Origin of the sequence: Haloarcula marina (genome assembly GCF_024218775.1) — an archaeon.
Taxonomy (GTDB): Archaea; Halobacteriota; Halobacteria; order Halobacteriales; family Haloarculaceae; genus Haloarcula; species Haloarcula marina.
Genome location: NZ_CP100404.1, coordinates 1,351,545 through 1,372,801, shown reverse-complemented (window position 1 = coordinate 1,372,801; position 21,257 = coordinate 1,351,545). Strand labels below are relative to the sequence as shown.

The following is a 21,257-nucleotide window of genomic DNA, read 5'->3' as shown; positions in this document are numbered from 1 at the left end:
TGCGGTCCACTCCAGCACGCTCTTTGCGGACGCGTCCGAACCGGACGCTATGACCGACGCCGTTGTCGCCGGTGGTGGCCTCGCGGGCCTCGTCGCGGCCCGCCACCTCGCCGAGGCAGGACTGGACGTGACCGTATTCGAGGAACGCGACGACGTGGGCGGCCGCGTCCGCACCGCCCGCGCGGACGGCTACACGTTCGACCGCGGGTTTCAGGTCATCTTCTCGGCGTACCCCGCGGTCCAGCGCGAACTCGACGTGGAGGCGCTGTCACCGCGGCCCTTCACCCCCGGCGCGACTATCGCCCGTCCGAACCACCGGTCGGTGCTGTCGGACCCGCTCCGCAAGCCCACGGCGGCCCCGCAGACGGTGTTCAACCAAGAGGTTCGGACCGCCGACAAACTCCGTCTGTTCAGGCTCCAGCGAGAACTCGCCGACAGGGACCCCGAAACGATACTCGACGGCGGCGGCACCACCATCGCGGACTATCTCGGTCGAAAGGGGTTCTCCAAGCGGTTCGTCGAGCGGTTCGCCGCGCCCTTCTACGGCGGCATCACGCTGGACCGCTCGCTCGGGACCGACAGCGCCGTCTTCGAGTACACGTACAAGATGCTCTCCGAGGGCGAGATTTTCGTCCCCGCCGACGGGATGCAGGCGATGCCCGAGCAACTGGCCGACCGCGCCGTCGCCGCGGGCGCGACCATCGAGACGGGCCGGGCCGTGACTGGCGTCCGCGGCGAGGGCGACGAGGCGACCGTCGAAGTCGGGTCGGAGACGCTGACGGCCGACGCCGCCGTCGTTGCCACGGACCCCGCGACGGCCACCGAGTTGACCGCCGTCGACGGCATCCCGACGGACGCCCTCGGATGTGTCACCCAGTACTTCTCGCTGCCCACGAGCATGGCCCCGAAGACGGGCAAGCGCATCGTCCTCAACGCCGCCGACGAGCGACCGAACACCGTCGCGCCGCTGTCGGCCGTCGCCTCGGAGTACGCCCCCGAAGGGATGGAACTCTACAGCGCGACGTTCCTCGGAATCCCCGAGGAAGACGACGAGACGCTGGCAAGCGAGGTCAGAGAGGCGGTGGGGTCGTGGTATCCCGAGGCGAGTTTCGGCGACCTCGAACTCCTGCGGACCGACCGCGTCCCGTTCGCCCAGTTCCCACAGCCACCGGGCTTCCGCGACTCGCTCCCGGACCCCGACGCACCGGCGGGACCTGTCGCGCTGGCTGGCGATTACACTCGCTGGTCGTCGATACAGGGTGCGCTGGAGAGCGGCCGCGTCGCTGCGGACCTGCTCGCGTAGTAGATAGAATCGCCGCGGCGGCCTACGCCGTTCGACCGCCGCTACTCAGGTTTCCCTCTTGCTCGTGGTCCTCTTCGTCGTCAAGCAGTACTGCCGAGACGTACTTGATGGTCGCGAAGTACAGCAACAGCAGCGAGAGCAGCGTTATGCCGATAAGCGCGAGTGCGGCACCTGTCTGAACCATGTTCGACGGTCCACCGCGGTAGCCCAAATAGCTACCGTTATAGCATCCGTCGGAACTCGCCGAGAGCGGGGAAGGAGAGCGTCTCGCGGCCGCTCTCGTCCCAGACGACCGGTTCGAGTCGGTCGGCGTCAGTCACCAGCGGCGACTGGAAATCGCGAGCCGACATACGGTTGACGACGACGCCCGCGTTGAGTTTGTTGAACGAGGGGAGCATCACCACCTCGCCGTCGCCGTACTGGGCGGGGCCGACGAGGTAGCACGGACGCCGCTGTCCTTCGATTTCGATGGTCGGGTGGTCGTGCCCGACGACGTAGCGCGCGGCGTCTTGCTCGGGTGCCTCGTGGCCGTGGAGGACGACGGTGTCGCCGACCCGGAACTCGCGTTCGGTCGGGCCATCCCACACCGAGTCGAGCATGGTGTCGTGGTTGCCCGGCGTGACGACGAGGCGCGCGCCCTCGTCACGACAGGCGGCTTGCAGGCCCTCGACGGTTCGCTCGACGGTGCGCGGGACCGTCCGGAACGAGTGGAGCAAGTCACCGGCGACGACCACCGTCGAGGGGTCGTGCCGGTCGACGAGCGAACGCACCCGTTCGACCATGTCCGACCCGGAACCGACCGGGAACTCCAGATTGCCGCCCGTGCCGCGGCCGACGTGGAGGTCCGCGAGTACGAGCGTCTCCCCCAGCATCAGCGCCCGGTCGTCGTAGGTCAGTCCCATCGGTCCGAGTCGGCACGCCGCGCACATATCCCTGACGCCCGCGGGGCGATGGGATTTTTATCCGCCGCCTCCCGAAGGCGGGTATGGTCGACGTCCTCGAAAACAAGCGCGCCGCGACGCGCTTTCGCATCCTCGTCGAGATAGCGGAGCGCCAACCCGCGGTAAGCCAGGGAGAGATAGCGGAGGCCGTCGGCGTGACGAGTCAGGCGGTCAGCGAGTACATCCGCGAATTGGTCGACGAGGGCCTCGTCGAGAAGGAGGGCCGTTCGCGCTACCGCGTCACCAAAGAAGGCGTCGACTGGGTGTTCCAGTCGGCCTCGGACATGCGGCGGTTCGTCGACCACGTCACAGACGACGTTCTCGGGAGCGTGCAGGAGGACGCCGCTATCGCCGAGGCGGCCCTCGACGAGGGGGAGACGGTCTCGCTATCGCTCGCCGACGGCCTGCTTCACGCCGCACCCGGCGACCACGGGGGCGCGACGGGCGTGACGACGACGAGCGCCGAGGAAGGGGCCGTCGTCGGCGTCACCGGGTTCGAGGGCGTCATCGACCTCGAACCGGGCCACGTCAGCGTCGTCCAAGTGCCGACCGTCCGCTCGGCCCCGAACGGGAGCGACGCCGACATCGCGGCCGTCTGCGCCGACGCCCCAATCGTCACCGCCGCGGGCGTCGAAGCCGTCGTCGCTCTCCGAGCGGCGGGCGTCGACGTGACGACGTACTTCGCGCCGGGCGAGGTGGCGGCCGACGCCGCTTCCCGGGGTTTGGACGCCGTCGTCGTCGCCACGCAGGACACCGTGGGCCGCGTCACCGACGCCCTCCGGGACGCGAACGTCGGCTACGACGTGACCCAGTGAAACCTTTTCCACGCCGAGGGTTCTCGGTGTAGGTATGTCCGACACCGACGACACCGAACTGGACGCGGCCGTCTCGACGTTCCTCTCGGAAGCCGACGCGACGTTCGAAGAGTACGAGCGGGGGTACACCGACGCCGACGCGACCCTGCGGCGACTGGAGGTCGCCATCGACTCGCTCCGCTCGGCCGCCGAGGAGTGAGCGGGCGAACAGTCTTGTAGATTCGGAGTCATTTTCGGCGTATGACCGACGTGGTCGTGGTCGACGGCGCTCGCACCGCACACGGGAAACTCCTCGGCGCACTCTCGGAGAAGTCCGCGACGGACCTCGGCCGCGCCGCCGTCGAGGGTCTGCTCGACCGGACCGGCGTCGACCACGAACGCGTCGACTGGGTGTGTCTCGGCACCGCCGTCCAAGCGGGCGTCGGGCAGGTCCCGGCGCGACAGGTCGTGGTCGACTCGCCGTTGCCCGACAGTTGTCCGGCGACGACGACCAACGAGGCATCGGGGTCGGGACTGCGCGCCATCGCGAACGCCGTCGACCGCATCGACGCGGGCCGGACCGACCTCTGCATCGCTGGCGGGATGGAGTCGATGTCGAACGCGCCCTATCTCGTCCGGGAGATGCGCGGCGGCCGCCGCCACGGGGACACGACGCTCGTGGACGCGATGATTCACGACTCGCTGTGGGACCCGACCTACGACGCCCACATGGGGACGCTGACCGACCGCATCGCCGAGCGCTTCGAGATTACCCGCGAGCAACAGGACGAGTACGCTCGTCGCAGCAACCACCGCGCCGCCGAAGCCATCGAGCACGGCCACTTCGAGAAGGAGATGGTCCCAGTAGAGGTGGGCGCTGGGCCACCGGGCCAGCGAGCGGACGGTGAAACCGTGAGCGACCACCTCGTCACCGAGGACGAGGGGCCGCGGCCCGAGACGACGGTCGAAGGACTCGCGAAACTCCCGCCGGCGTTCGACGAGGAGGGAACAATCACGGCGGGCAACGCCTCGAAACTCTCCGACGGAGCGGGCGCGGTACTGCTCGGCGACGCCGACGCCGTCGACGCGGCGGGCCTCGGCCCGATGGCCCACGTCGAGGACTACGCCGTCGCCTACCGCGACCCCGCCGAGTTCTCGCTCGCAGTGGCCGACGCCGTCTCGAACCTGCTGGCGGTGAACGACCTCACCGTCGACGACGTGGACCACTTCGAACTGAACGAGGCGTTCGCCGCGCAGATGGTGTACGTCGCCGACGAACTGGGGATTCCCGCCGAGAAGCACAATCCGCTGGGCGGCGCGGTGGCGCTCGGTCACCCCATCGGCGCGAGCGGCGGCATCCTCACGACGACGCTCCTGTACGCGATGGAGCGAGAAGACCACGACAGAGGCGTGGTGGGGATGAGCGTCGGCGGCGGGGGCGCGATAGCGATGTCTCTCGTTCGGTAGCACGGGGAGGGACGCTCAAACGCCGGTCGAAGCGAACGCGGGTTCTTCAGGCCCAGGTCGTGAAGGTCGGGGCAACGATGCCGCCTCACTCCCGACGACCCCTTCGCTATGCCCTCGCGCTCGTGGTCTTCGTGGCTCTGGTGACCGCCGCCCTCGCCGTCGGTGCGACGGTCGCAGAACGACGCGCTCTGACTGCCAAAACCGAGTACGTCGACCACCGACTCGAACAGCAAGCGGACTGCCTCTCGGATTGGGGGGCCGACGAGGGGGCGGGTCCGGACCGGGACGCCGAGATACGGCGGGTGACGCTCGGCGGCGTCTACGTGGACGTGACGGTGCCGTACGCCTACACGGTCGGTGACGTCGACGACAGGGTGTTCGCCGACACCGCCTCGCGGGCCACGTACGCCGTGACACCAACGACGACCACCCGCGTCGGCGGCGACGACGTGGACGTGTGCTGACGGCGAGCAACACCGACCGAATCGGGAAGAATTATCGGCCCGCCTCCCGCAGCACTGAGCATGACTCACTTCTCCCACCGTGTCGAACAGGTGTCGATTTCGGGCATCCGCGAGGTGTTCGAGGCCGCTGGCGAGGACGCCATCAACCTCGGACTCGGACAACCGGACTTCCCGACGCCGGACCACGCCCGCGAGGCCGCCGTCGAGGCGATTCAGGCGGGCAAAGTGGACGCCTACACCTCGAACAAGGGGACACTGGAACTCCGCGAGGCCATCGCCGAGAAACACGCTCGGGACAACGATTTGGACGTAGACCCCGAGGACGTCATCGCCACCTCCGGCGGGAGCGAAGCACTCCACATCGCCCTGGAGGCCCACGTCGACGCAGGCGAAGAGGTCATCTTCCCGGACCCCGGGTTCGTCTCCTACGAGGCGCTGACTCACCTCGCTGGCGGGACGCCCAAACCGGTGGGTCTGCGGGACGACCTGACGCTGGCCCCAGAAACCGTCGAGGAGGCCATCACCGACGAGACGGCGGCGTTCGTCGTCAATTCCCCCGCGAACCCGACCGGCGCGGTCCAGTCGCCGGAAGACATGGCCGAGTTCGCCCGCATCGCCGACGAACACGACGTGCTCTGTATATCCGACGAAGTGTACGAGCATCAGGTGTTCGAGGGCGAGCACCGCTCGCCCGCGGAGTTCGACGAGACGGGCAACGTCGTCGTCGTCAACGCCTGTTCGAAGGCCTACTCGATGACCGGGTGGCGACTCGGGTGGGTCACCGGGTCGAACGACCGCATCGAACGAATGCTCCGAGTCCACCAGTACGCTCAAGCCTGCGCCTCCGCACCGGCCCAGTTCGCCGCCGAGGCCGCGCTTTCCGGCCCGCAGGACCCCGTCGCGGAGATGCGCGAGGCCTTCGAGGAGCGCCGAAACCTCCTGCTGGAGGGCTTCGAGGAGATGGGACTGGAGTGCCCCACGCCGAAGGGGGCGTTCTACGCGATGCCGAAGGTGCCCGACGGGTGGGTCGACGAGGTCATCGACCGGGGCGTCGTCGTCGTCCCCGGCGACGCCTTCGGCGAGAACGGCGCGGGCTACGCGCGCATCTCCTACGCGACGGACACGGAGACCCTGAAGGAGGCCATCGACATCATGGCCGAGGCGACGGCCGCCCTCGACTAGCCCCGAATTTGGAACAGTCTCGGAAGGGACTGCGAAGAAGGGTTTTGAGGCTGGGCGTCCTCTCCGAGGACGAACTTGCCGTGGCCTACGGACACGACCGGAGTCGGCGGGACGCCCGCGAGCGGACAGCGGAGAGACAATACTTTGAGACGGGCGCGAGCAGTACGGATAGAGGCATGGAGAAAGCGCTCTGGTACCTGCTGACGGCGACGCGCGGCGGGGCCAACCGAGCGCGCATCATCGACGCCCTCTCGGAGCGACCGATGAACGCGAACGAACTCGCGGACCGACTGGACGTTGGCTACAAGACGATTCGCCACCACATGGAGCAACTGGAGAAACACGACATCGTCGAGTCCGGGGACGAGGACTACGCGAAACTGTACTTCCTGACCGACCGCTTCGACAATTACCGAGACACCTTCGAAGAAATCGTGGAGCAGATGGACGCATGAACGTCGAGACGCCGAACGTGGCGGTGAGCGGGTGATGGCGATGGGACCGATGATTACCGCGGCGGCCGTCCTCGCGGTCCTCAACGTCGTCCTCCTGTTGCCGCTGGTCGGCATCTGGGTCCGCAACTACGCGACGTTCCGAACGGGTCTCGTCGCCGGGTTGCTGGCCTTCGCCGTCGCGATGCTCGTCGAGAACGCCGTGGCCGTCTACTTCTTCTTCTCGATGCAGAGCTTCTACGCTGGCGACCCGCACGTCCAGCAGGCGGTCCTCATCCTCCGGTCGCTCCAGTTCGTCGCTATCGTCGGCCTGAGTTACACGACGCTCCGGTAGATAGCCGAAGAGTCGATACGGTTCCGATACGTACGGTATGCCGATGGACCACCTCACACCGTCGAACGTCCCGGTGTACGCCACGGGCGACGAGCGACGGACGATTTGGGACCGCTGTGCGGACCGCGGCCAACCGGTCATCGCCGTCCGGGTCGCGACTCGCGGCTACATCGTCCAGTACGACCTCCAACACCTCGACAAACAGCTATCGCCGACCGCCGTCCAGCAGTTACGCGACCGCGTCCGTTCCCGCAGACCGTATCCTACCGGAACGGACCCCATCTCCGAGGCGGAAGGCGTCGGCGGGGAGGCCGGGGCCGTCTCCGGCGACCTCCATACGCCGACGGAGAAGGCGGGCCGTGACCTCGCCTCGCACATCTCGCAGTTCGTCCTCGACCGGAGCAACTGGCGGTAACGACCCGCGCCACTCACTCGGCACGAGACTTTTTGCCAACTCGCGACCACGATAGAGTATGGCAGTCGCCCGACACGAATCGGGGGCGCTCGGCGCGGGCCGTGCGCTCGCCTCGCAGGTCCACCCGGTGTTCATGCTCCCGCCGCTGGCGACGTCGCTGTTCGGTGCACTCCTCGCTGGCGGCGTCGACCTCCGCGTGGCCGCCCTCCACGCCGGGGCGATGTTCTTCGCCGTCTACACCGCCCACGTCAAGGACGGCTACGTCGACTTCCACGTCCGCGGCGAGGACGACGACCACCCCCTCACGGTCGATGGCTGTCGGGGCGCACTGGTCGGTGCGGGAATCGGCTTTCTCGTCTGTCTCGTGGGCCTCTGGGCGCTCGTCGGCCCCGGCACGGCGCTCGTGACACTCCCGACGTGGGTCATCGGCTACACGCACGCCCCACAACTGGACCTGAACCCCGTCGGCGCGACGATGGGCTACCCCACGGGCATCTCGCTGGCACTACTGGGTGGCTACTACGCGCAGGCGACGGCGTTCAGCCCCCGCGTCCTCGGCCTCGCGGCCGTCTTCCTCGTCCTGCTGACCGGCATCAAAATCATCGACGACGAGAAGGACTACGACTACGACCGTTCCATCCAGAAGCGAACGGTCGCCGTCGTCCTCGGACCGCGTCGGGCGCGACGCCTCGCGGTAGGATTACTCGTTACGGCGATGGTCGGCACCGTCGCGCTCGCGGTCACGCTGTCTGGCGTCCCCCCGACGGCCGCCGGGGCCGCCGCCGTCTTCGGTCTCGTCGCCGCCATCGCTCGCCGCGCGGAGTCGGAACTGGCGACGATGCTGCTGATTCGGGGGTCCTATCTCTTTCTCGCCGTTCTGGTCGCGGCGGTGTGGTTCCAGCCGTTCGCCTAGTTCGAACTCACGATTTTGATGACCGCCCCTTCATCTAACTCCGTCTGGTCGCTGATACGCCGTTCCTCGCGGGCGTCGACGGCGTGGATGTACCCCTCGCCGATGTCCGAGTGGACGGCGTACGCGAGGTCTTTCGGCGTCGACCCGCGGGGCAGGAGGAAAGCGTCGGGGAGGACGTTCCCCTGTCCGTCGGTCCACTTCGTGTCGTTCTGGACCGGATAGGCCGTGATGTGGTCGAGCAAGTCGTAGACGGCGGCGTCCATCGCCTGCTGGACGCCCGTGCCGCCGTAGTCGGCCATCACGTCGCGGATGCGGTCCAGTCCCTGCCGTTGCTGGTCGCTCACGTCGCCGACGATGTCGAAGTCGGTGTCGCCGGGGTCGTAGTCGACGACGCCCGCCTCGGCGGCCTTCCGGAGGGCGAGTTCGCCGTCGGCCGTCGCGGGAATCACGATGTCGGCGGCTTCGCGCAGTCGCTCGACGTTGCCCTCGGGCGCGATGTCGGCCTTGTTCGCGACGACGACGATAGGTTTCGTCCGTTTGCGAATCTGTCGGGCCAGCGCTTCGCGGTGCTCGTCGGTCCACGCAATCGGGTCCTCGGGATAGTCCAGTTCGCGGAGGGTCCGAGCCACGTCCAGTTCAGTCGCGCCGACGCCGGTGAGCATGTCCACCAGCGCCTCGTCCAAGTCGAAGTCGGGCGAGCGAGACTGGCGTTCGACGGACTCCCAGTTGCGGGAGACGATGCTCGCCAGCCAGAGGTCCATCTCCTCCTCGACGAAGTCCACGTCCTCGACTGGGTCGTGTTCGCCGACTTCGACGGGTTCGCCTTCCTCGTTGGTCCCTCCGGAGGCGTCGACGACGTTGAGGATGACGTCGGCGTTGGTGAGTTCGTCCAGAAACTGGTTACCCAGACCGCGGCCCTCGTGCGCGCCGGGGACGAGACCGGCCACGTCGATGAGTTCGACGGGAACGTAGCGTTTGCCGTCCCGACAGTTGTCGTCGCCGCACCGCTCCGCGCGGTCCAGGCAGGGACACTCGGTGCGGACGTGGCTCACGCCCCGGTTGGCGTCGATGGTCGTGAAGGGGTAGTTGCCGACGTCCACGTCGGCCATCGTCGCCGCCTTGTAGAAGGTAGACTTCCCGGCGTTGGGTTTGCCAGCGAGTGCGAGAGAGAGCATGCGATGACGTACCAGTGTGCGCGGAAAGGCGGTTTCGGTTCGGGAGTCGCTAGAACCGCCGTCGCCCGCCGCGGAACGTCGGGGCGCTCGGGGTACTCAGTCGCCCGAGGAGTCGGCCGCCGCGTCGCCCGCGTCGATGGTCCCCATCTCGGGCGTGGACTCCTCGCCGACCGCGTCTTGGACCTTCCCGGTGACGACGGCCAGGACGTAGATACCGACCGCGACGAGCACGACCACGCCGCCGGCGGTCGCACCGGCGTAGTACGAGATGGCGATACCGAAGATGACCGCCAGTTCGGCTAACACGATAGAGACGAACAGCGACTCGGTGAAACTTCGCGAGACCTGTGTCGCCCCAGCCACGGGGACGACCAGCATCGCCGCGACGAGGATGACGCCCATAATCTGCATCGCGCCGACGACGACCAGCGCCGTCAGCATCACCATGATGCGGTTGTACCAGTCGACCGAGATGCCGGACACCTCGGCGGCCGTCTCGTCGAAGGTGACGTAGAGCAGTTGGTTACGGGTCACGGCGACGACGCCGACGATGACGGCGAACAGCACCAGCAGGATGGCCGCGCTCTGTGAGGTGACCGTCGAGAGGTTCCCGAAGAGGTACTGGTCGACGCTGACGGTCAGGCCACCTGCGTTGATGCTGATGAGCGTCGTCCCCAGCGCAAAGCCCGTCGAGAGGACGATTGCCATCGACACGTCGTTGTAGGCGTCGGTGGCTTCAGAGATGAGTTCGATGAACAGCGCCGCGACGATAGCGACGACGACGGCGGTGAGGTACGGCGTCACCCCGAGGTCGATGACGGCGTTGAGAAACAGACCGACGGCGACGCCAGCAAAGGCGGTGTGAGCCAGCGCGTCCCCGATGAGCGCCAGTTGCCGGTGGACGAGGAACGTCCCGATGAGCGGGGCCATCACGCCGATACAGAGGCCGACCAGGATAGCCCGGTGCATGAATCCGTACTGGAGCAGTTCCAGTCCGGTCACACCGGCCACCCACGTCAGCAGTTCCGACCAGAGGGCCAACAGTAAGTAAAGCGGCGCGAGCACGGCGTCCAGCGGACTGGCCTGCAGGATGATAGCGACCCCGCTCATCCGTCTGCCCCCAGCCCCATCGCGGCGGTCCCGAACGCGCGGGCAAGCGCGTCACCGTCGACGAACTCGTCGGTCGGGCCGTCGAAGTACACCTCGCCGTTGAGACAGACGACTCGGTCGGCGTGGTCGGTGACGGCGCTCAGGTCGTGTTCGATGAGCAAGACGGTGATGCCGTCCTCGTTCAGGGCTTCCAGCAGGTCGTAGAACGCGTCGACCGACTCGGCGTCGACGCCGACCGTCGGTTCGTCCAAGACCAGCAGTTCCGCCTCGCCCGCCAGCGCTCTTGCGATGAAGGCACGCTGTCGTTGTCCGCCGGAGAGTTGCGTCACCCGTCGGTTCCTGAACGCCGACATACCGACCGCTTCGATGGCGTCGTCGACGACTGCCCAGTCTTCACGGGAGAGTCGGCCGAAGCCGACGTGGGGGAATCGCCCCATCTTCACTACTTCGCGGACGGTGATGGGCATCTCTTTCGAGGCGCTGGCGTGCTGGGCGACGTAGCCCACTCGGGAGCCGTCGTCGAAGGCGTGGGCCGGTTCGCCGAACAGCCGAACCGTCCCCTCGTCGGGGCGGCGCAGGCCGAGTAAGAGCTTCATCAGCGTCGACTTCCCGGAGCCGTTCGGTCCGACGATGGCGACGTACTCGCCGGGGTCGATGCGCACGGAGACGTCCCGGACGACCGGCGTCGCGGTGTAGCCGAACGAGACGTTCGACGCCTCCACGACCGGGGCGTCGCCCGCCCTCTCACCCCGACTCATTCGAAGTTCCTCCACGTCTCGCCCCAGCCCTCCGTCGGGCCCGCCTCTTCGGGCGTCTTGTTGCCGAGGACGACTTCGAACGTAGGCATGTTGATGTTGTAGGCAATCTCCTCGTAGCCCCAGTCGTTGGCCACCCAGTCTTCCCGGACGCCAGCGTACGGCGTCACCGGGAAGTACGCCTCCGCGCCCGTCTCCTCGATGAGCTGAATCGCCGGACGGCGCGACTCGAAGACGCCGTTGGCGATGTAGCGGATGTCGTTGTCTTCGATGACCTGCTGGGCCTGCCTGATGTCTTCGGGAGCGACGTCACCGCTGGCCGCGAGGTTGGTCACGAGCGGCCGCATCCGGACGCCGTAGCGGACGCCGATGTACTGGAACGCGTTGTGGGCCGCGAGTTGCACCACGTCGCGTTCGGCGGCGTCGAAGATGGCCTCGTAGTCGGCGTCGATGCGGTCGATAGTCTCTGACTTGTACGTGCGGGCGGCCTCCCGGAGCGTGTCCTCGTACTCGGGCGCGAGTTCGACCAGGCCCTCGGTGATGTTGTCGATTGAGGTCTTCGCCCGTCGGGGGTCGAGCCAGAAATGGGGGTCTTTGCCCTGTTGCTCGCCGACGCCCTCCTCCTCGGGGTCGAGACTGGCGGCGAGGTCCACCAGTTCGACGCCCTTCCGGACGTTGATGAGTTGGGTGTCGACCCCGTCGTCCCGCAGCGTCTGGATGGCGCGGTCGGCCCACGGCTGGAACCCCGGGCCGACGTGGATGAACGCGTCGGCCTCGATGATACGCTTCGTAACGCTGGCGTTTGGCTGCCAGCCGTGGCCGTGGAGGCCCGTCGGAACGAGGTTCTCGACCGTGATGGGAGTCTCGGCGGCGACGTTGCGAGCGAAGTCGTAGAAACTGAAGAAGGAGGCAACGGCGACCGGTCCGTCATCGGAACCGTCGGTGTCGGTGTCAGTATCGGTCCCCGTTCCCTGCCCGCTACTCGTACAGCCAGCGAATCCTGCGGCCAGCAGACCCGCGCCGGTCGCGATTGCTCGCCGCCGCGAGAGTCCGCGTCCCGTGGAACTTCGGTTCGTGTCGTTCATTCCTTACTGAGCGAGGAGGCATCCAAGGATAAAGTAGTTACTATCTACTCAAAAGATTAGACTCGTCTAATTCATTCGTGCGGCGAGGGCGAGTGCTACGAGAGTCGAATCGGTTGCCCGTGGCTATCGGGTAGTACGGCCCGTTCAGAGACGTCCGGGGAATAGAAGCCACTGCAGCGACGCTCGCCTCAGTCGGATGCTTCGGCAGTATCGCCCTCCTCGTCGACCGGTTCGTCCCGGTCTTCCGAGGCCGCGTCGTCGCCGCCCTCGTCCGTCGAGTTCGTGCCGCTCTCTAACTCCTCGGCCATCTCGGCCATCGCGACGGCCGATTCGTCCGGGCGGTCCAACACTTCGTCGGTGTGCATCCGCATCTCCTCGCGAGCGCGAATCTTCCCGTCGACGGTGGCGTTCTCGTGGAGTTCGACCGTGTTCGCGGAGATGTCGCCCCACACCTTCGCGCCGGGGCCGACGCGAACGTCGCCGTTGCGGGTCGTCACGTCGCCTTTGATTTCGGTTCCCTTACCGACGACCACGTCCTCGCGAGCGCGGAGACTGCCGAAGACCACGTTGTCCCGGCCGACCTCTAGGGATTCGGCGCGGATGTTGCCGTGGAGTCGGCAGTCGTCGCCGATGGTCGCGGGCGTCGAGACGCGCCACGCGTCGTCGGAGACGCTGGCCCCGCGCGGGACGAGGATAGGGTCGTGGTCGCGGTCCTCACCGAGCATCTCGTCGACGAGGTCCCGTGCGGCCTCGTCCTCGCCGATGCGCAGGAGTTGCGAGAGGTAGACGAACAGGAACACGATGGTCGGCATCGGGTTGCGGATGACTATCCACCCGTTCGCCTCGAAGCCGTCTTCGATGTCCACGTCGTCGCCGATGTCCACGTCCCCGGCGACGCGCAACTCGCCGCCGATGTGGACGCGTTCGCCGATGTAGGCGTCCTCGCCGACGAGGACGTTGTCGGCCACGTCACACCACATGTCGAGGCGACAGTCGCCCTCCGCTTCGATGTGGCCGCCGAAGCGGACTCGCTCGTCGGCGATGACCGAGCGCCCGCGGACGCCGAACTCGACCGTGCTCTGCCCGCCGATAATGACGTCCCCGTCGGTCACGAGGTCGTGTTCCTCGACGGTCGTCCCGTCGGGAATCGAGAGTTCCGAGAGCGGATCAGAGCCGAATAGCACACCCGATATAGCGGTATCACGGGTATTAAAGCCTGAGGACGCGCACGACGGGCGTCTGACGTTCGTCTGACGGGGCGTGGGAACCGGGCACAACCATCCGCCGAGAGACTACACTTTTATTCGTTTCTCCCCTACGGCGGGTATGACTGTTCTCTCGTTCGACGAGCAAGGCGTCGACGTGGTCTACGACGGCACCGAGTTCCGACTGGAGAAAGCCCTCATCGAGGACGCGACCCAGAAGTCCTACCCCGACGTGACCGACCACGAAGTCTTGCAAATCGTCGAACCCGACCCGACCCTCAGCGGCGAACCCCGACGCATCGCCGAAATCGTGAAGTGAGGTCCCCGCCCGCACGCAGTTCTTTCGTAGGCAGTAATTCGCTCGTAGGAATATATACAAATATCGTCATAACGTCCGCCGTCTTGCGGTAATTCGTCGCCGAAATCGTGGCAAAAACTCACACGGGCGGCAAGAATTTAAGTACTCAGTTCGGACTGAGTGGTAATGACAGACCCACGTATCGCCGGTGCCGGTGTCACGAAGTTCGGGAAACACCCCGAACGCACCGGTCGGGACCTGTTCGCGGAGGCGGGACTGGAGGCGCTCGACGACGCCGGGGTCGCCCCGGACGATGTCGACGCGCTCTACTACGGCAACTTCATGGGCGAACTCGCGGAGCATCAGGGCCACCAGGGACCGTTGATGGCGGAAGCTATCGGCCTCGACGCCCCCGCGACGCGGTTCGAGGCGGCGTGTGCCTCGGCCGGGGCCGCCGTCCGCGAGGCGGTAAAGAGCCTGCGCAACGGCGAGTCCGACGTTATCGTCGTCGGCGGTGCCGAGCGAATGACCAACATCGGGACGGCCGCCGCGACGGACGCACTGGCTATCGCCGCCGACGACCTCTACGAGATTCGCGCCGGGATGACCTTCCCCGGGGCCTACGCGCTGATGGCCCGGTCGTACTTCGACCAGTACGGCGGGTCACACGAGGACTTGGCCCACATCGCGGTGAAGAACCACGAACACGCCCTCGTCAACGAACACGCGCAGATTCAGAAGGCGATTACCGTCGAAGACGCGTTGGAAGCGCCCACCATCGCGAGTCCGCTGGGCCTGTACGACTCCTGTCCGATTACCGACGGCGCGGCGGCGGCCGTCCTCACGAGCGAGGAGTACGCGGAGGACCACGGCCTCGACGCCCCCATCGCCGTCACCGGGACGGGCCAGGGCGGCGACAACCTCGCGTTACAGGACCGGCCGCACCTCGCGCAGACGCCCGCCGCCGATAAGGCCGCCGAGGAGGCCTACGCTGACGCGGGCATCGGACCCGACGACGTGGACTTCGCCGAGGTCCACGACTGTTTCACCATCGCCGAAGTGCTGGCTATCGAATCGCTGGGCTTCTACGACCACGGCGAGGGCATCCACGCCGCGACGAACGGCGAGACGGACCGCCACGGCGAGTTGCCCATCAACCTCTCGGGCGGCCTGAAGGCGAAGGGTCACCCGGTCGGTGCGACGGGCGTCGCCCAGTTGGCGACCGCCGCGTGGGTCCTCGACGGGTCGCACCCGCGGGCCGACGCCGTCCCCGATGGAACTGTCGGCGTCACGCACAACGCGGGCGGGACCGTCGCCTCTACCACGGTCCACGTCCTGGAGGTGAGAGAATGACGGACGCCGCCCCCGACGGCCAGTACGACGCGTGGCTGGACGCCATCGAGGACGGCGAGGCCTACTACATAGAATGCGAGAACGGTCACGGATGGCTTCCGCCGCGGCGGGTCTGCCCCGACTGCGGGTCGCGCGAGTTGACCGAGGAGCAGATGCCCGAGAGCGGCGAAGTCCTCACCCACTCGACGATTACCGTCCCGACGCCGCAGTTCGAGGACGACGCGCCCTACGTGACTGCCATCGCGGACTTCGGCCCGGTTTCGGTGACCGGCCTCGTCCGCGGTATCGACCCCGACGACGTGACTATCGGGACGGTCGTCGGCCTCCACGTCGGCGAGCGAGCGACGACCGGGGACCGGGCCGTCGTCTTCGAACCGCGGTGAGAGAGTCCGACGCTACTTTTCGACTCTGACCGTCGCCGTCTCGCCGCGCACCACGTCCACGAACTGCTCGGGGTGTTCGACGTGCGGGAGCAGGAGCGATTCGCCGAACACCACGAGCGCCGTGTCCGCGCGGTCGGCGAGCGCGCGCCCCTCCGAGAGCGGCGTGATGTCGGCGTTCTCGCCCCAGACGAGCGTCACCGGCACGTCGAGGTCCGCCAACACGTCGCCGAGGCTCTCCTCGGGGTCGAAAAAGCCGGAGACGAACGACGCCGGGGCGAACCGCGCGCCGGGTTGGTGGCCGCTCTGCCACTCGTAGTCGACGATTTCCTCGGTGAGGTTGTCCATGTCGTAGTAGCCGTGGTCCTCGTGGAAGTACCGAATCGAGGGCTTCGAGACGATGAGGTTGAACAGCGCCTGGCCGACAATCGGCGAGCGAACGAGCGACCGGACCCAGACGTTCCGGTTCCCCATCGAGGAGTCGGTCGGACAGACGAGGACGAGTCGCCCCACGTCGACTTCGCGGGCGGCCATGGCCGCGTAGGACCCGGTGAGCGAGGAGGCGACGACCGTCGCGTCCTCGCTCTCGTCGTCGAGGAAGTCACGGACGAACGTCGAGAGGAGCGACGCCGAGTACAGCAGCGGCGGCCGGTCGGAGTGGCCGAACCCGGGGAGGTCCGGCGCGATGACGTGGTACTCCTCGGCGAGCGTCTCGAACACCGCGTGGAACTCGTGGTTCGACGCCGCGGCGTTGATGCCGTGGAGAAGGACGAGGTCGGGGTCGTCGGGGTCGCCAGCCTCCGCGTAGGCCACGTCGAACCCGCGCCAGCGATACGTCTGCTGTTCGCCGGGCAACAGCGGTTCGAAGTCGTCGGCGCGCGACTGGAGGAGTTCGTTCGCGAGTGCGGTCGACCCGACCACGCCGACGGCGGCACCGAGTACCTTGCGGAGTTTCATACCCCGAAATACGGGCCGCGGCCTGTTTATACGTGATGGACGGGTGGTAAGTTCGGGTCCTACCGCGGGTGGTCGGCGTCGAGGCAGTCCCGGAGCGGTGCGAGGACGTCGTCGACGACGGTGTAGGGGTCCGTCTCGCGGGCTACCACGGCGTCCACGTATTGCTCGATGCCCCCGCGTTGGACCAGTTCGCGGGAGAGGAGTCGGTTCGCGTCCTCGCGCAGGAGCGTCCGAATCTCGGCGGCGAAGCGCTCGCGCTCCTGGGCCTCTCGTTGGCCCGTCCGGTCGAGGTAGTCGCTGTGCTCCGCCAACGCCTCGATGAACGCGTCGACGCCCTCGCCGCGGTTGGCGACAGTCTCGACGATGACGGGGTCCCAGGCGTCCCCGTCGTCGCCCGCATCTCCGTCGCCGCCGGGCCGTTCCAGACCCATCCCTCCGTGGTGGCCCGCCGTCCCGCCCCGGCCCTGTAACATCTCCCGTAACTGCTGGACAGTGCGGTCCGCGCCGTCCAAATCGGCCTTGTTGACGACGAACACGTCCGCTATCTCGAGGATACCGGCCTTCAGCATCTGCACGTCGTCGCCGCTCCCCGGTGGGACGAGGACGGCGACGGTGTCGGCGGTGCGAACGATGTCCACCTCGTTCTGTCCCGCACCGACCGTCTCGACGATGATTACGTCCTTCCCGAACGCGTCCAGCGCGGTGACGGCGTCCGTCGTCGCCGTCGAGAGGCCGCCGAGCGACCCGCGGGCGGACATCGACCGAAAGAACACGTCCATGTCGCCCGCGTTCGACGCCATGCGGATGCGGTCGCCCAGCACCGCGCCGCCCGAGAAGGGCGAGGACGGGTCGATGGCGATGACGCCGACGGTGAGGCCCCGGTCGCGGTATTCGGCGGCCACCTTGTCCACGAGCGTCGACTTCCCTGCGCCGGGACTGCCGGTGACACCGACTACGTCGGCGTGGCCCGTGTGTCGGTGGAGGTCGGAGATTATCTCCCGGTAGCCCGGCGACCGGTTCTCTATCTTGGTGATGACGCGCGCCAGCGCGCTGTGCTTCCCGGCGAGCAACTCGTCGACGAGCGCGCTCATCGCTCGGGGGCGTGCTCGCGGATGTACGTTATCATCTCCTCCATCGACGCGCCGGGGCCGAATATCTCGTCGACGCCCTGTTCGCGCAGTTCGGCCTTGTCGTCGTCGGGGACGATGCCCCCCACGAGGACGAGACGGTCGTCGAAGGCGTCGTACTCGCGCAGGCCGTCGAGAATCTTCGGCACCAGCGTGTTGTGGGCACCCGAGAGGATGGAGATGCCGACGACGTCGACGTCCTCTTGGACGGCCGCTTGGACGACTTCGTCGGGCGAGCGGTGGAGACCGGAGTAGATGACCTCGAACCCGGCGTCGCGTAGCGCCCGCGCGATGACGTGTGCCCCGCGGTCGTGGCCGTCGAGGCCGACTTTCGCGACGAGACACCGGATGGTGCGCTCTGCCTGTTCCTGCTCGACACTCATGCCACCGACTACCACCGGATGCGGTTTGACTCTTGCCCCCGTCTGCCACAGTCAGGGGTCGGTCGGGTCACACAGACGCCGAGAGAACGAGGTATGGCACGACGAACAGCAGGAGAAACAGCACGAGGAGGACGACGCCGTAGCCAGCGAGCGTCGCCGCGGCGGTTCGCCACGCCGGGTGGTCGAAGCGGTCCGATATCGTCGCCATGGGCTACTTTCGTCGGCCCGGCCGATAGTCCTTTCCCGACGCTACATCCCCATGTCGCTGGCCGCGTCGGGAACCGGGAGTGCAGTCGGCGACGCGCCGAGTAGCTCTGCGGCGTGGTCCAGGGCCATGTCGAACCCGTAATAGCGTTCGAGTTCGTCGCCGTCGGCGGTGGGTCGAACCTTCAGCATCGCGTATCCCTCGACGTTCTGGGCGATGGCGGCCGTCCGGCCGTCGGCCTCGAAGGTGAGCAGTCGCTCCGTCTCCGTCTCTCGGTAGCGGGCGGTGATGCCGTCGGCCGTCGCCGTCGTCGGGTCGTCGATGTCTGCCATCGGTCGCTCTAGGGAAGCATCGTATGCTAAACTGACGGTCCGCCGGTCGAACCGCAACGCGCAAACGGGCGGCCGCCGACGAATCGCGCATGGCGAAGTGGTTCCAGAGCGGGCGTCGACGCGACATGTGCGTCCTGTTGGCCGGGGCCGAGGACGGCGAGATGACCGGCCAGCGCCTCAAGACGCGACTCGAACGGCGTTACGACACGCGCATCGAGCCAAAGAGCTTCTACGGCGCGCTCGACGCGATGGAGGACGCTGGATTCGTCCAGCACCGCACCGAGGGCATCGCCGACAAGTACTCGCTGACCGAGGGCGGCGAGCGTCGACTGCGCGAGCAGTTCGCGTGGATGGCCGAGCATCTGGACGACGGGGCGGACGAACCGCGCGACGAACAGTAGCGAGGGCGGCCGAGACTGCGATTCAGTCCAGCAACTGGTCCGCGATGGTGTTCCGCAGGACTTCGCTCGTCCCCTCGTAGATTTCGTTCAATTTGGCGTCGCGGTAGAACCGTTCGACCGGGAAGTCCTTCGTGTAGCCGTAGCCGCCGTGAATCTGGATCCCTTCGTTCGCCACCTCTCGAGAGACTTCTGAGGCGTACAGTTTCGCCTGCGCGGCCTCCTTGATGAACGGTTCGCCGCGCTCTTTCAGGTCGGCGGCCCGATGCATGAGCAGGCGGGCGGCGCTGGTCTTCGTGTCCATGTCGGCCAGTTTGTGCTGGATGGCCTGAAACTCGCCGATTGGCTGGCCGAACTGCTCGCGCTCCTGGGCGTACTGAAGCGCCTCGTCGAGGGCCGCCTGTGCGATGCCGACACCGCGGGCGGCGATGGTGATTCGCCCGCCGTTGAGCGTCTTCAGCGCGTGGACGAACCCGCGGCCCTCGTCGCCGAGACGGCGCTCCTCGGGGAGGTACATCTCGTCGAAGCGGAGTTCGGCGGTCGGACACCCCTTGTCGCCGAGTTTGTGTTCCGTCCCCTCGACGACGAACCCGTCGTCTTCCTCGGGACGGACGACGAACGACGAGATGCCCTTGTTGTCCGCGTCGGGGTCCGTCTTGGCGAACAGGACGACGGTGTCGGCGACGGAACCGTTCGAAATCCACAGTTTCCCGCCATCGACGACGTAGCCGTCGCCGTCGCGTTCGGCAGTCGTCTCCATCGCGGGCACGTCGCTGCCCGCGCCGGGTTCCGAGAGCGCGAAGGCACCGATGTCGTCGCCCTCGGCCATCGGCGTCAGGTACGCCTCTTTCTGGGCTTCGTCGCCGAACTCGGAGACCATGTTGCAGGCCAGCGAGATGTGGGCGGCGACGATGGTCCCGAGGCCGCCGCTCCCGCGGGAAATCTCCTCTAAGGCCATCGCGTAACTGTGGTAGTCGAGGCCCGCGCCGCCGTACTCCTCGGGAATCGGCATCCCCATGAGACCGAGGTCGGCCATCTGGTCGACGAGGGTCCACGGGAACTCGTCGGCCGCGTCGATGTCGGCCGCGCGGGGGACGACTTCCTCGTCGACGAACTCCGCGACCATGTCGCGTATCTGTCGCTGCTCGGCCGTCGGACTGAAGTCCATGGTGGAAGGTATCGTGCGGCGTCCTTTACTGTTCGGCACGGGCGGGACGACGGCCGCTGTCCCTATCGCTCGTACTCGTAAAAGCCCGCGCCGGTCTTCTTCCCGAGGTCACCCGCCGCGACTTTCCGCTTGAGGAGATAGGCTGGCTGATACCGGTCGCCGAGTTCCTCGTGGAGCGTCTCGGAGGCGTCGAGCACCACGTCGAGGCCAATGTGGTCGGCCAGTTCCAGCGGCCCCATCGGGACGTTCGTCCCGAGCGTCATCCCGCGGTCGATGTCCGCCTTGCCCGCGATGCCCTCGTCGTAGGCCCGGACGCCCTCGTTTATCCACGGCATGAGGATGCGGTTGACCACGAAGCCGGGTTTGTCGTCGGCGTCCCACGTCTCCTTCCCGACGGCTTGCGCGAACGCGCGGCCGAGCGCCAGCGTCTCTTCGCTGGTCTTCTCGCCCTCAACGACTTCGACGCCCTTCATCACCGGCACGGGGTTCATGAAGTGCAGGCCCACCACCCGGTCCGGGCGGTCGGTGACGCTGGCGATGGTCGTTATCGAGAGCGTACTTGTGTTGGTCGCCAGCACCGTCTCGGGCCCGCAGGTGTCGTCCAAGTCACCGAAGACGGACTGCTTGACGCCCATGTCCTCGGTGACGGCTTCGACGACGAGGTGGGCGTCCCGCAGGTCGGCGAGGTCCGTCGTCCCCTCGATTCGCCCGCGCGCCCGGTCGGCCTCGGCCTGCGTCAGTTCCTCCTTCCGCACCAGTCGGTCGAGACTCCGGTCGATGGCGTCGAACCCCGCGCTGACGAACTGCTGTTCGACGTCCCGCATCACCACGTCGTAGCCCGCCGTCGCGGCCACCTGCGCGATGCCGTTGCCCATCGTGCCCGCGCCGACGACGCCGACCGTGCCGATGTCTTCGAGTTGCATATCCGAAATGTTCGGTCGGCGTTCGTGTAAGCCTGCCGCCGAGACGGTAATAGTAAGCGTTCGAATACGTTTTCGAGCTTGCGGAACAGTAACACACCCTAACCCCCAGAAAGCGCGGATTCCAAAGGATTCACTCGC

At 67.1% G+C, this 21,257-nt stretch carries 28 protein-coding genes; 14 read left to right on the top strand and 14 right to left on the bottom strand.

All coding sequences use genetic code 11. The features are described from left to right. Nucleotides 1–49: 49 nt before the first annotated feature. Nucleotides 50–1,303 (top strand): NAD(P)/FAD-dependent oxidoreductase, encoded by a 1,254-nt coding sequence (locus NJQ44_RS07180; protein ID WP_254274004.1) that lies wholly within the window; start codon nt 50–52, stop codon nt 1,301–1,303. A 22-nt stretch (nt 1,304–1,325) separates the two neighbouring features. Here the strand turns inward: NJQ44_RS07180 and NJQ44_RS07175 are convergent, their stop codons facing one another. Then, the gene (locus tag NJQ44_RS07175) at nt 1,326–1,487 is read right to left on the bottom strand and encodes a hypothetical protein (protein WP_254274003.1); all 162 of its coding nucleotides are present in this window, start codon (nt 1,485–1,487) and stop codon (nt 1,326–1,328) included. A 37-nt stretch (nt 1,488–1,524) separates the two neighbouring features. Beyond that, nucleotides 1,525–2,205 (bottom strand): metallophosphoesterase, encoded by a 681-nt coding sequence (locus NJQ44_RS07170; protein WP_254274002.1) that lies wholly within the window; start codon nt 2,203–2,205, stop codon nt 1,525–1,527. 83 nt (nt 2,206–2,288) lie between these two features. Between NJQ44_RS07170 and NJQ44_RS07165 the strand changes: the two genes are divergently transcribed. From NJQ44_RS07165 to NJQ44_RS07125, 9 genes are all read left to right on the top strand, one after another. Continuing rightward, nucleotides 2,289–3,059, top strand: coding sequence for a DUF7839 domain-containing protein (locus NJQ44_RS07165; RefSeq protein WP_254274001.1), 771 nt, complete (start codon nt 2,289–2,291; stop codon nt 3,057–3,059). A gap of 34 nt (nt 3,060–3,093) precedes the next feature. After that, nucleotides 3,094–3,258, top strand: coding sequence for a hypothetical protein (locus tag NJQ44_RS07160; protein ID WP_254274000.1), 165 nt, complete (start codon nt 3,094–3,096; stop codon nt 3,256–3,258). A 41-nt stretch (nt 3,259–3,299) separates the two neighbouring features. Beyond that, nucleotides 3,300–4,505, top strand: coding sequence for a thiolase family protein (locus NJQ44_RS07155; protein WP_254273999.1), 1,206 nt, complete (start codon nt 3,300–3,302; stop codon nt 4,503–4,505). A gap of 131 nt (nt 4,506–4,636) precedes the next feature. Further along, complete coding sequence (locus NJQ44_RS07150) at nt 4,637–4,969, top strand: hypothetical protein (protein WP_254273998.1); 333 nt, start codon at nt 4,637–4,639, stop codon at nt 4,967–4,969. Nucleotides 4,970–5,029: 60 nt separating this feature from the next. After that, nucleotides 5,030–6,151: a pyridoxal phosphate-dependent aminotransferase gene (locus NJQ44_RS07145; protein ID WP_254273997.1), complete on the top strand. Its 1,122-nt coding sequence runs from the start codon at nt 5,030–5,032 to the stop codon at nt 6,149–6,151. Between the two features lie 176 nt (nt 6,152–6,327). Next, entirely contained in the window at nt 6,328–6,606 is a 279-nt protein-coding gene (locus NJQ44_RS07140; RefSeq protein ID WP_254273996.1) for an ArsR/SmtB family transcription factor, read from the top strand. 34 nt (nt 6,607–6,640) lie between these two features. Beyond that, the gene (locus tag NJQ44_RS07135) at nt 6,641–6,937 is read left to right on the top strand and encodes a DUF8036 family membrane protein (RefSeq protein WP_254273995.1); all 297 of its coding nucleotides are present in this window, start codon (nt 6,641–6,643) and stop codon (nt 6,935–6,937) included. Between the two features lie 43 nt (nt 6,938–6,980). Further along, a complete protein-coding gene (locus tag NJQ44_RS07130; RefSeq protein ID WP_254273994.1) occupies nt 6,981–7,352 on the top strand; it encodes a hypothetical protein in 372 nt (123 codons plus the stop codon). Between the two features lie 58 nt (nt 7,353–7,410). Next, complete coding sequence (locus NJQ44_RS07125) at nt 7,411–8,265, top strand: UbiA family prenyltransferase (protein WP_254273993.1); 855 nt, start codon at nt 7,411–7,413, stop codon at nt 8,263–8,265. Here NJQ44_RS07125 and NJQ44_RS07120 read toward each other — a convergent pair. From NJQ44_RS07120 to NJQ44_RS07100, 5 genes are all read right to left on the bottom strand, one after another. After that, nucleotides 8,262–9,440: a redox-regulated ATPase YchF gene (locus tag NJQ44_RS07120; RefSeq protein ID WP_254273992.1), complete on the bottom strand. Its 1,179-nt coding sequence runs from the start codon at nt 9,438–9,440 to the stop codon at nt 8,262–8,264. The genes NJQ44_RS07125 and NJQ44_RS07120 overlap by 4 nt on opposite strands. A 96-nt stretch (nt 9,441–9,536) precedes the next feature. Beyond that, nucleotides 9,537–10,550, bottom strand: a complete 1,014-nt coding sequence (locus NJQ44_RS07115; RefSeq protein WP_254273991.1) for a metal ABC transporter permease — start codon at nt 10,548–10,550, stop codon at nt 9,537–9,539. Further along, nucleotides 10,547–11,308, bottom strand: coding sequence for a metal ABC transporter ATP-binding protein (locus NJQ44_RS07110; RefSeq protein ID WP_254273990.1), 762 nt, complete (start codon nt 11,306–11,308; stop codon nt 10,547–10,549). The genes NJQ44_RS07115 and NJQ44_RS07110 overlap by 4 nt, the downstream gene beginning before the upstream one ends. After that, nucleotides 11,305–12,390 (bottom strand): metal ABC transporter substrate-binding protein, encoded by a 1,086-nt coding sequence (locus NJQ44_RS07105; protein ID WP_254273989.1) that lies wholly within the window; start codon nt 12,388–12,390, stop codon nt 11,305–11,307. The genes NJQ44_RS07110 and NJQ44_RS07105 overlap by 4 nt, the downstream gene beginning before the upstream one ends. A gap of 188 nt (nt 12,391–12,578) precedes the next feature. After that, entirely contained in the window at nt 12,579–13,574 is a 996-nt protein-coding gene (locus NJQ44_RS07100; RefSeq protein WP_254273988.1) for a polymer-forming cytoskeletal protein, read from the bottom strand. 142 nt (nt 13,575–13,716) lie between these two features. On the opposite strand from NJQ44_RS07100, the gene NJQ44_RS07095 reads away from it, so the two are divergent. From NJQ44_RS07095 to NJQ44_RS07085, 3 genes are all read left to right on the top strand, one after another. Next, nucleotides 13,717–13,914, top strand: coding sequence for a DUF5800 family protein (locus tag NJQ44_RS07095; protein ID WP_254273987.1), 198 nt, complete (start codon nt 13,717–13,719; stop codon nt 13,912–13,914). A 165-nt stretch (nt 13,915–14,079) separates the two neighbouring features. Beyond that, nucleotides 14,080–15,246, top strand: coding sequence for a thiolase domain-containing protein (locus tag NJQ44_RS07090; protein WP_254273986.1), 1,167 nt, complete (start codon nt 14,080–14,082; stop codon nt 15,244–15,246). Then, on the top strand, nt 15,243–15,629 hold the full coding sequence (locus NJQ44_RS07085) for a Zn-ribbon domain-containing OB-fold protein (RefSeq protein ID WP_254273985.1): 387 nt from the start codon (nt 15,243–15,245) through the stop codon (nt 15,627–15,629). Before NJQ44_RS07090 ends, NJQ44_RS07085 begins: the two co-directional genes overlap by 4 nt. 12 nt (nt 15,630–15,641) lie before the next feature. Here NJQ44_RS07085 and NJQ44_RS07080 read toward each other — a convergent pair whose 3' ends face one another. The 5 genes from NJQ44_RS07080 to NJQ44_RS07060 all read right to left on the bottom strand — a co-directional run bounded on the left by NJQ44_RS07080 (nt 15,642) and on the right by NJQ44_RS07060 (nt 18,630). Next, complete coding sequence (locus NJQ44_RS07080; protein ID WP_254273984.1) at nt 15,642–16,583, bottom strand: alpha/beta fold hydrolase; 942 nt, start codon at nt 16,581–16,583, stop codon at nt 15,642–15,644. A gap of 59 nt (nt 16,584–16,642) precedes the next feature. After that, entirely contained in the window at nt 16,643–17,674 is a 1,032-nt protein-coding gene (gene meaB, locus NJQ44_RS07075) for a methylmalonyl Co-A mutase-associated GTPase MeaB (protein ID WP_254273983.1), read from the bottom strand. Beyond that, the gene (locus NJQ44_RS07070) at nt 17,671–18,093 is read right to left on the bottom strand and encodes a cobalamin B12-binding domain-containing protein (RefSeq protein ID WP_254273982.1); all 423 of its coding nucleotides are present in this window, start codon (nt 18,091–18,093) and stop codon (nt 17,671–17,673) included. Before NJQ44_RS07070 ends, meaB begins: the two co-directional genes overlap by 4 nt. 67 nt (nt 18,094–18,160) lie before the next feature. Then, nucleotides 18,161–18,301: a hypothetical protein gene (locus NJQ44_RS07065; RefSeq protein WP_254273981.1), complete on the bottom strand. Its 141-nt coding sequence runs from the start codon at nt 18,299–18,301 to the stop codon at nt 18,161–18,163. 41 nt (nt 18,302–18,342) lie between these two features. Further along, nucleotides 18,343–18,630, bottom strand: coding sequence for a DUF7111 family protein (locus NJQ44_RS07060; protein ID WP_254273980.1), 288 nt, complete (start codon nt 18,628–18,630; stop codon nt 18,343–18,345). 89 nt (nt 18,631–18,719) lie between these two features. Here NJQ44_RS07060 and NJQ44_RS07055 point away from each other — a divergent pair, with 89 nt between their 5' ends. After that, on the top strand, nt 18,720–19,031 hold the full coding sequence (locus NJQ44_RS07055) for a PadR family transcriptional regulator (protein WP_254273979.1): 312 nt from the start codon (nt 18,720–18,722) through the stop codon (nt 19,029–19,031). 22 nt (nt 19,032–19,053) lie between these two features. Here NJQ44_RS07055 and NJQ44_RS07050 read toward each other — a convergent pair whose 3' ends face one another. Together NJQ44_RS07050 and NJQ44_RS07045 are read right to left on the bottom strand one after the other, a co-directional pair. Beyond that, nucleotides 19,054–20,196, bottom strand: a complete 1,143-nt coding sequence (locus NJQ44_RS07050) for an acyl-CoA dehydrogenase (RefSeq protein ID WP_254273978.1) — start codon at nt 20,194–20,196, stop codon at nt 19,054–19,056. A gap of 62 nt (nt 20,197–20,258) precedes the next feature. Further along, a complete protein-coding gene (locus NJQ44_RS07045) occupies nt 20,259–21,119 on the bottom strand; it encodes a 3-hydroxyacyl-CoA dehydrogenase family protein (protein ID WP_254273977.1) in 861 nt (286 codons plus the stop codon). Between the last annotated feature and the right edge of the window lie 138 nt (nt 21,120–21,257).

Coding starts and splice junctions, on each gene's coding strand:
- NJQ44_RS07125 (WP_254273993.1), top strand. CDS start 7,411: ATGGCAGTCGCCCGACACGAATCGGGGGCGCTCGGCGCGGGCCGTGCG.
- NJQ44_RS07160 (WP_254274000.1), top strand. CDS start 3,094: ATGTCCGACACCGACGACACCGAACTGGACGCGGCCGTCTCGACGTTC.
- NJQ44_RS07180 (WP_254274004.1), top strand. CDS start 50: ATGACCGACGCCGTTGTCGCCGGTGGTGGCCTCGCGGGCCTCGTCGCG.
- NJQ44_RS07090 (WP_254273986.1), top strand. CDS start 14,080: ATGACAGACCCACGTATCGCCGGTGCCGGTGTCACGAAGTTCGGGAAA.
- NJQ44_RS07140 (WP_254273996.1), top strand. CDS start 6,328: ATGGAGAAAGCGCTCTGGTACCTGCTGACGGCGACGCGCGGCGGGGCC.
- NJQ44_RS07170 (WP_254274002.1), bottom strand. CDS start 2,205: ATGGGACTGACCTACGACGACCGGGCGCTGATGCTGGGGGAGACGCTC.
- NJQ44_RS07135 (WP_254273995.1), top strand. CDS start 6,641: ATGGCGATGGGACCGATGATTACCGCGGCGGCCGTCCTCGCGGTCCTC.
- NJQ44_RS07045 (WP_254273977.1), bottom strand. CDS start 21,119: ATGCAACTCGAAGACATCGGCACGGTCGGCGTCGTCGGCGCGGGCACG.
- NJQ44_RS07165 (WP_254274001.1), top strand. CDS start 2,289: ATGGTCGACGTCCTCGAAAACAAGCGCGCCGCGACGCGCTTTCGCATC.
- NJQ44_RS07070 (WP_254273982.1), bottom strand. CDS start 18,093: ATGAGTGTCGAGCAGGAACAGGCAGAGCGCACCATCCGGTGTCTCGTC.
- NJQ44_RS07155 (WP_254273999.1), top strand. CDS start 3,300: ATGACCGACGTGGTCGTGGTCGACGGCGCTCGCACCGCACACGGGAAA.
- NJQ44_RS07130 (WP_254273994.1), top strand. CDS start 6,981: ATGGACCACCTCACACCGTCGAACGTCCCGGTGTACGCCACGGGCGAC.
- NJQ44_RS07145 (WP_254273997.1), top strand. CDS start 5,030: ATGACTCACTTCTCCCACCGTGTCGAACAGGTGTCGATTTCGGGCATC.
- NJQ44_RS07050 (WP_254273978.1), bottom strand. CDS start 20,196: ATGGACTTCAGTCCGACGGCCGAGCAGCGACAGATACGCGACATGGTC.
- NJQ44_RS07065 (WP_254273981.1), bottom strand. CDS start 18,301: ATGGCGACGATATCGGACCGCTTCGACCACCCGGCGTGGCGAACCGCC.
- NJQ44_RS07115 (WP_254273991.1), bottom strand. CDS start 10,550: ATGAGCGGGGTCGCTATCATCCTGCAGGCCAGTCCGCTGGACGCCGTG.
- NJQ44_RS07080 (WP_254273984.1), bottom strand. CDS start 16,583: ATGAAACTCCGCAAGGTACTCGGTGCCGCCGTCGGCGTGGTCGGGTCG.
- NJQ44_RS07060 (WP_254273980.1), bottom strand. CDS start 18,630: ATGGCAGACATCGACGACCCGACGACGGCGACGGCCGACGGCATCACC.
- NJQ44_RS07055 (WP_254273979.1), top strand. CDS start 18,720: ATGGCGAAGTGGTTCCAGAGCGGGCGTCGACGCGACATGTGCGTCCTG.
- NJQ44_RS07120 (WP_254273992.1), bottom strand. CDS start 9,440: ATGCTCTCTCTCGCACTCGCTGGCAAACCCAACGCCGGGAAGTCTACC.
- meaB (WP_254273983.1), bottom strand. CDS start 17,674: ATGAGCGCGCTCGTCGACGAGTTGCTCGCCGGGAAGCACAGCGCGCTG.
- NJQ44_RS07085 (WP_254273985.1), top strand. CDS start 15,243: ATGACGGACGCCGCCCCCGACGGCCAGTACGACGCGTGGCTGGACGCC.
- NJQ44_RS07110 (WP_254273990.1), bottom strand. CDS start 11,308: ATGAGTCGGGGTGAGAGGGCGGGCGACGCCCCGGTCGTGGAGGCGTCG.
- NJQ44_RS07105 (WP_254273989.1), bottom strand. CDS start 12,390: ATGAACGACACGAACCGAAGTTCCACGGGACGCGGACTCTCGCGGCGG.
- NJQ44_RS07095 (WP_254273987.1), top strand. CDS start 13,717: ATGACTGTTCTCTCGTTCGACGAGCAAGGCGTCGACGTGGTCTACGAC.
- NJQ44_RS07175 (WP_254274003.1), bottom strand. CDS start 1,487: ATGGTTCAGACAGGTGCCGCACTCGCGCTTATCGGCATAACGCTGCTC.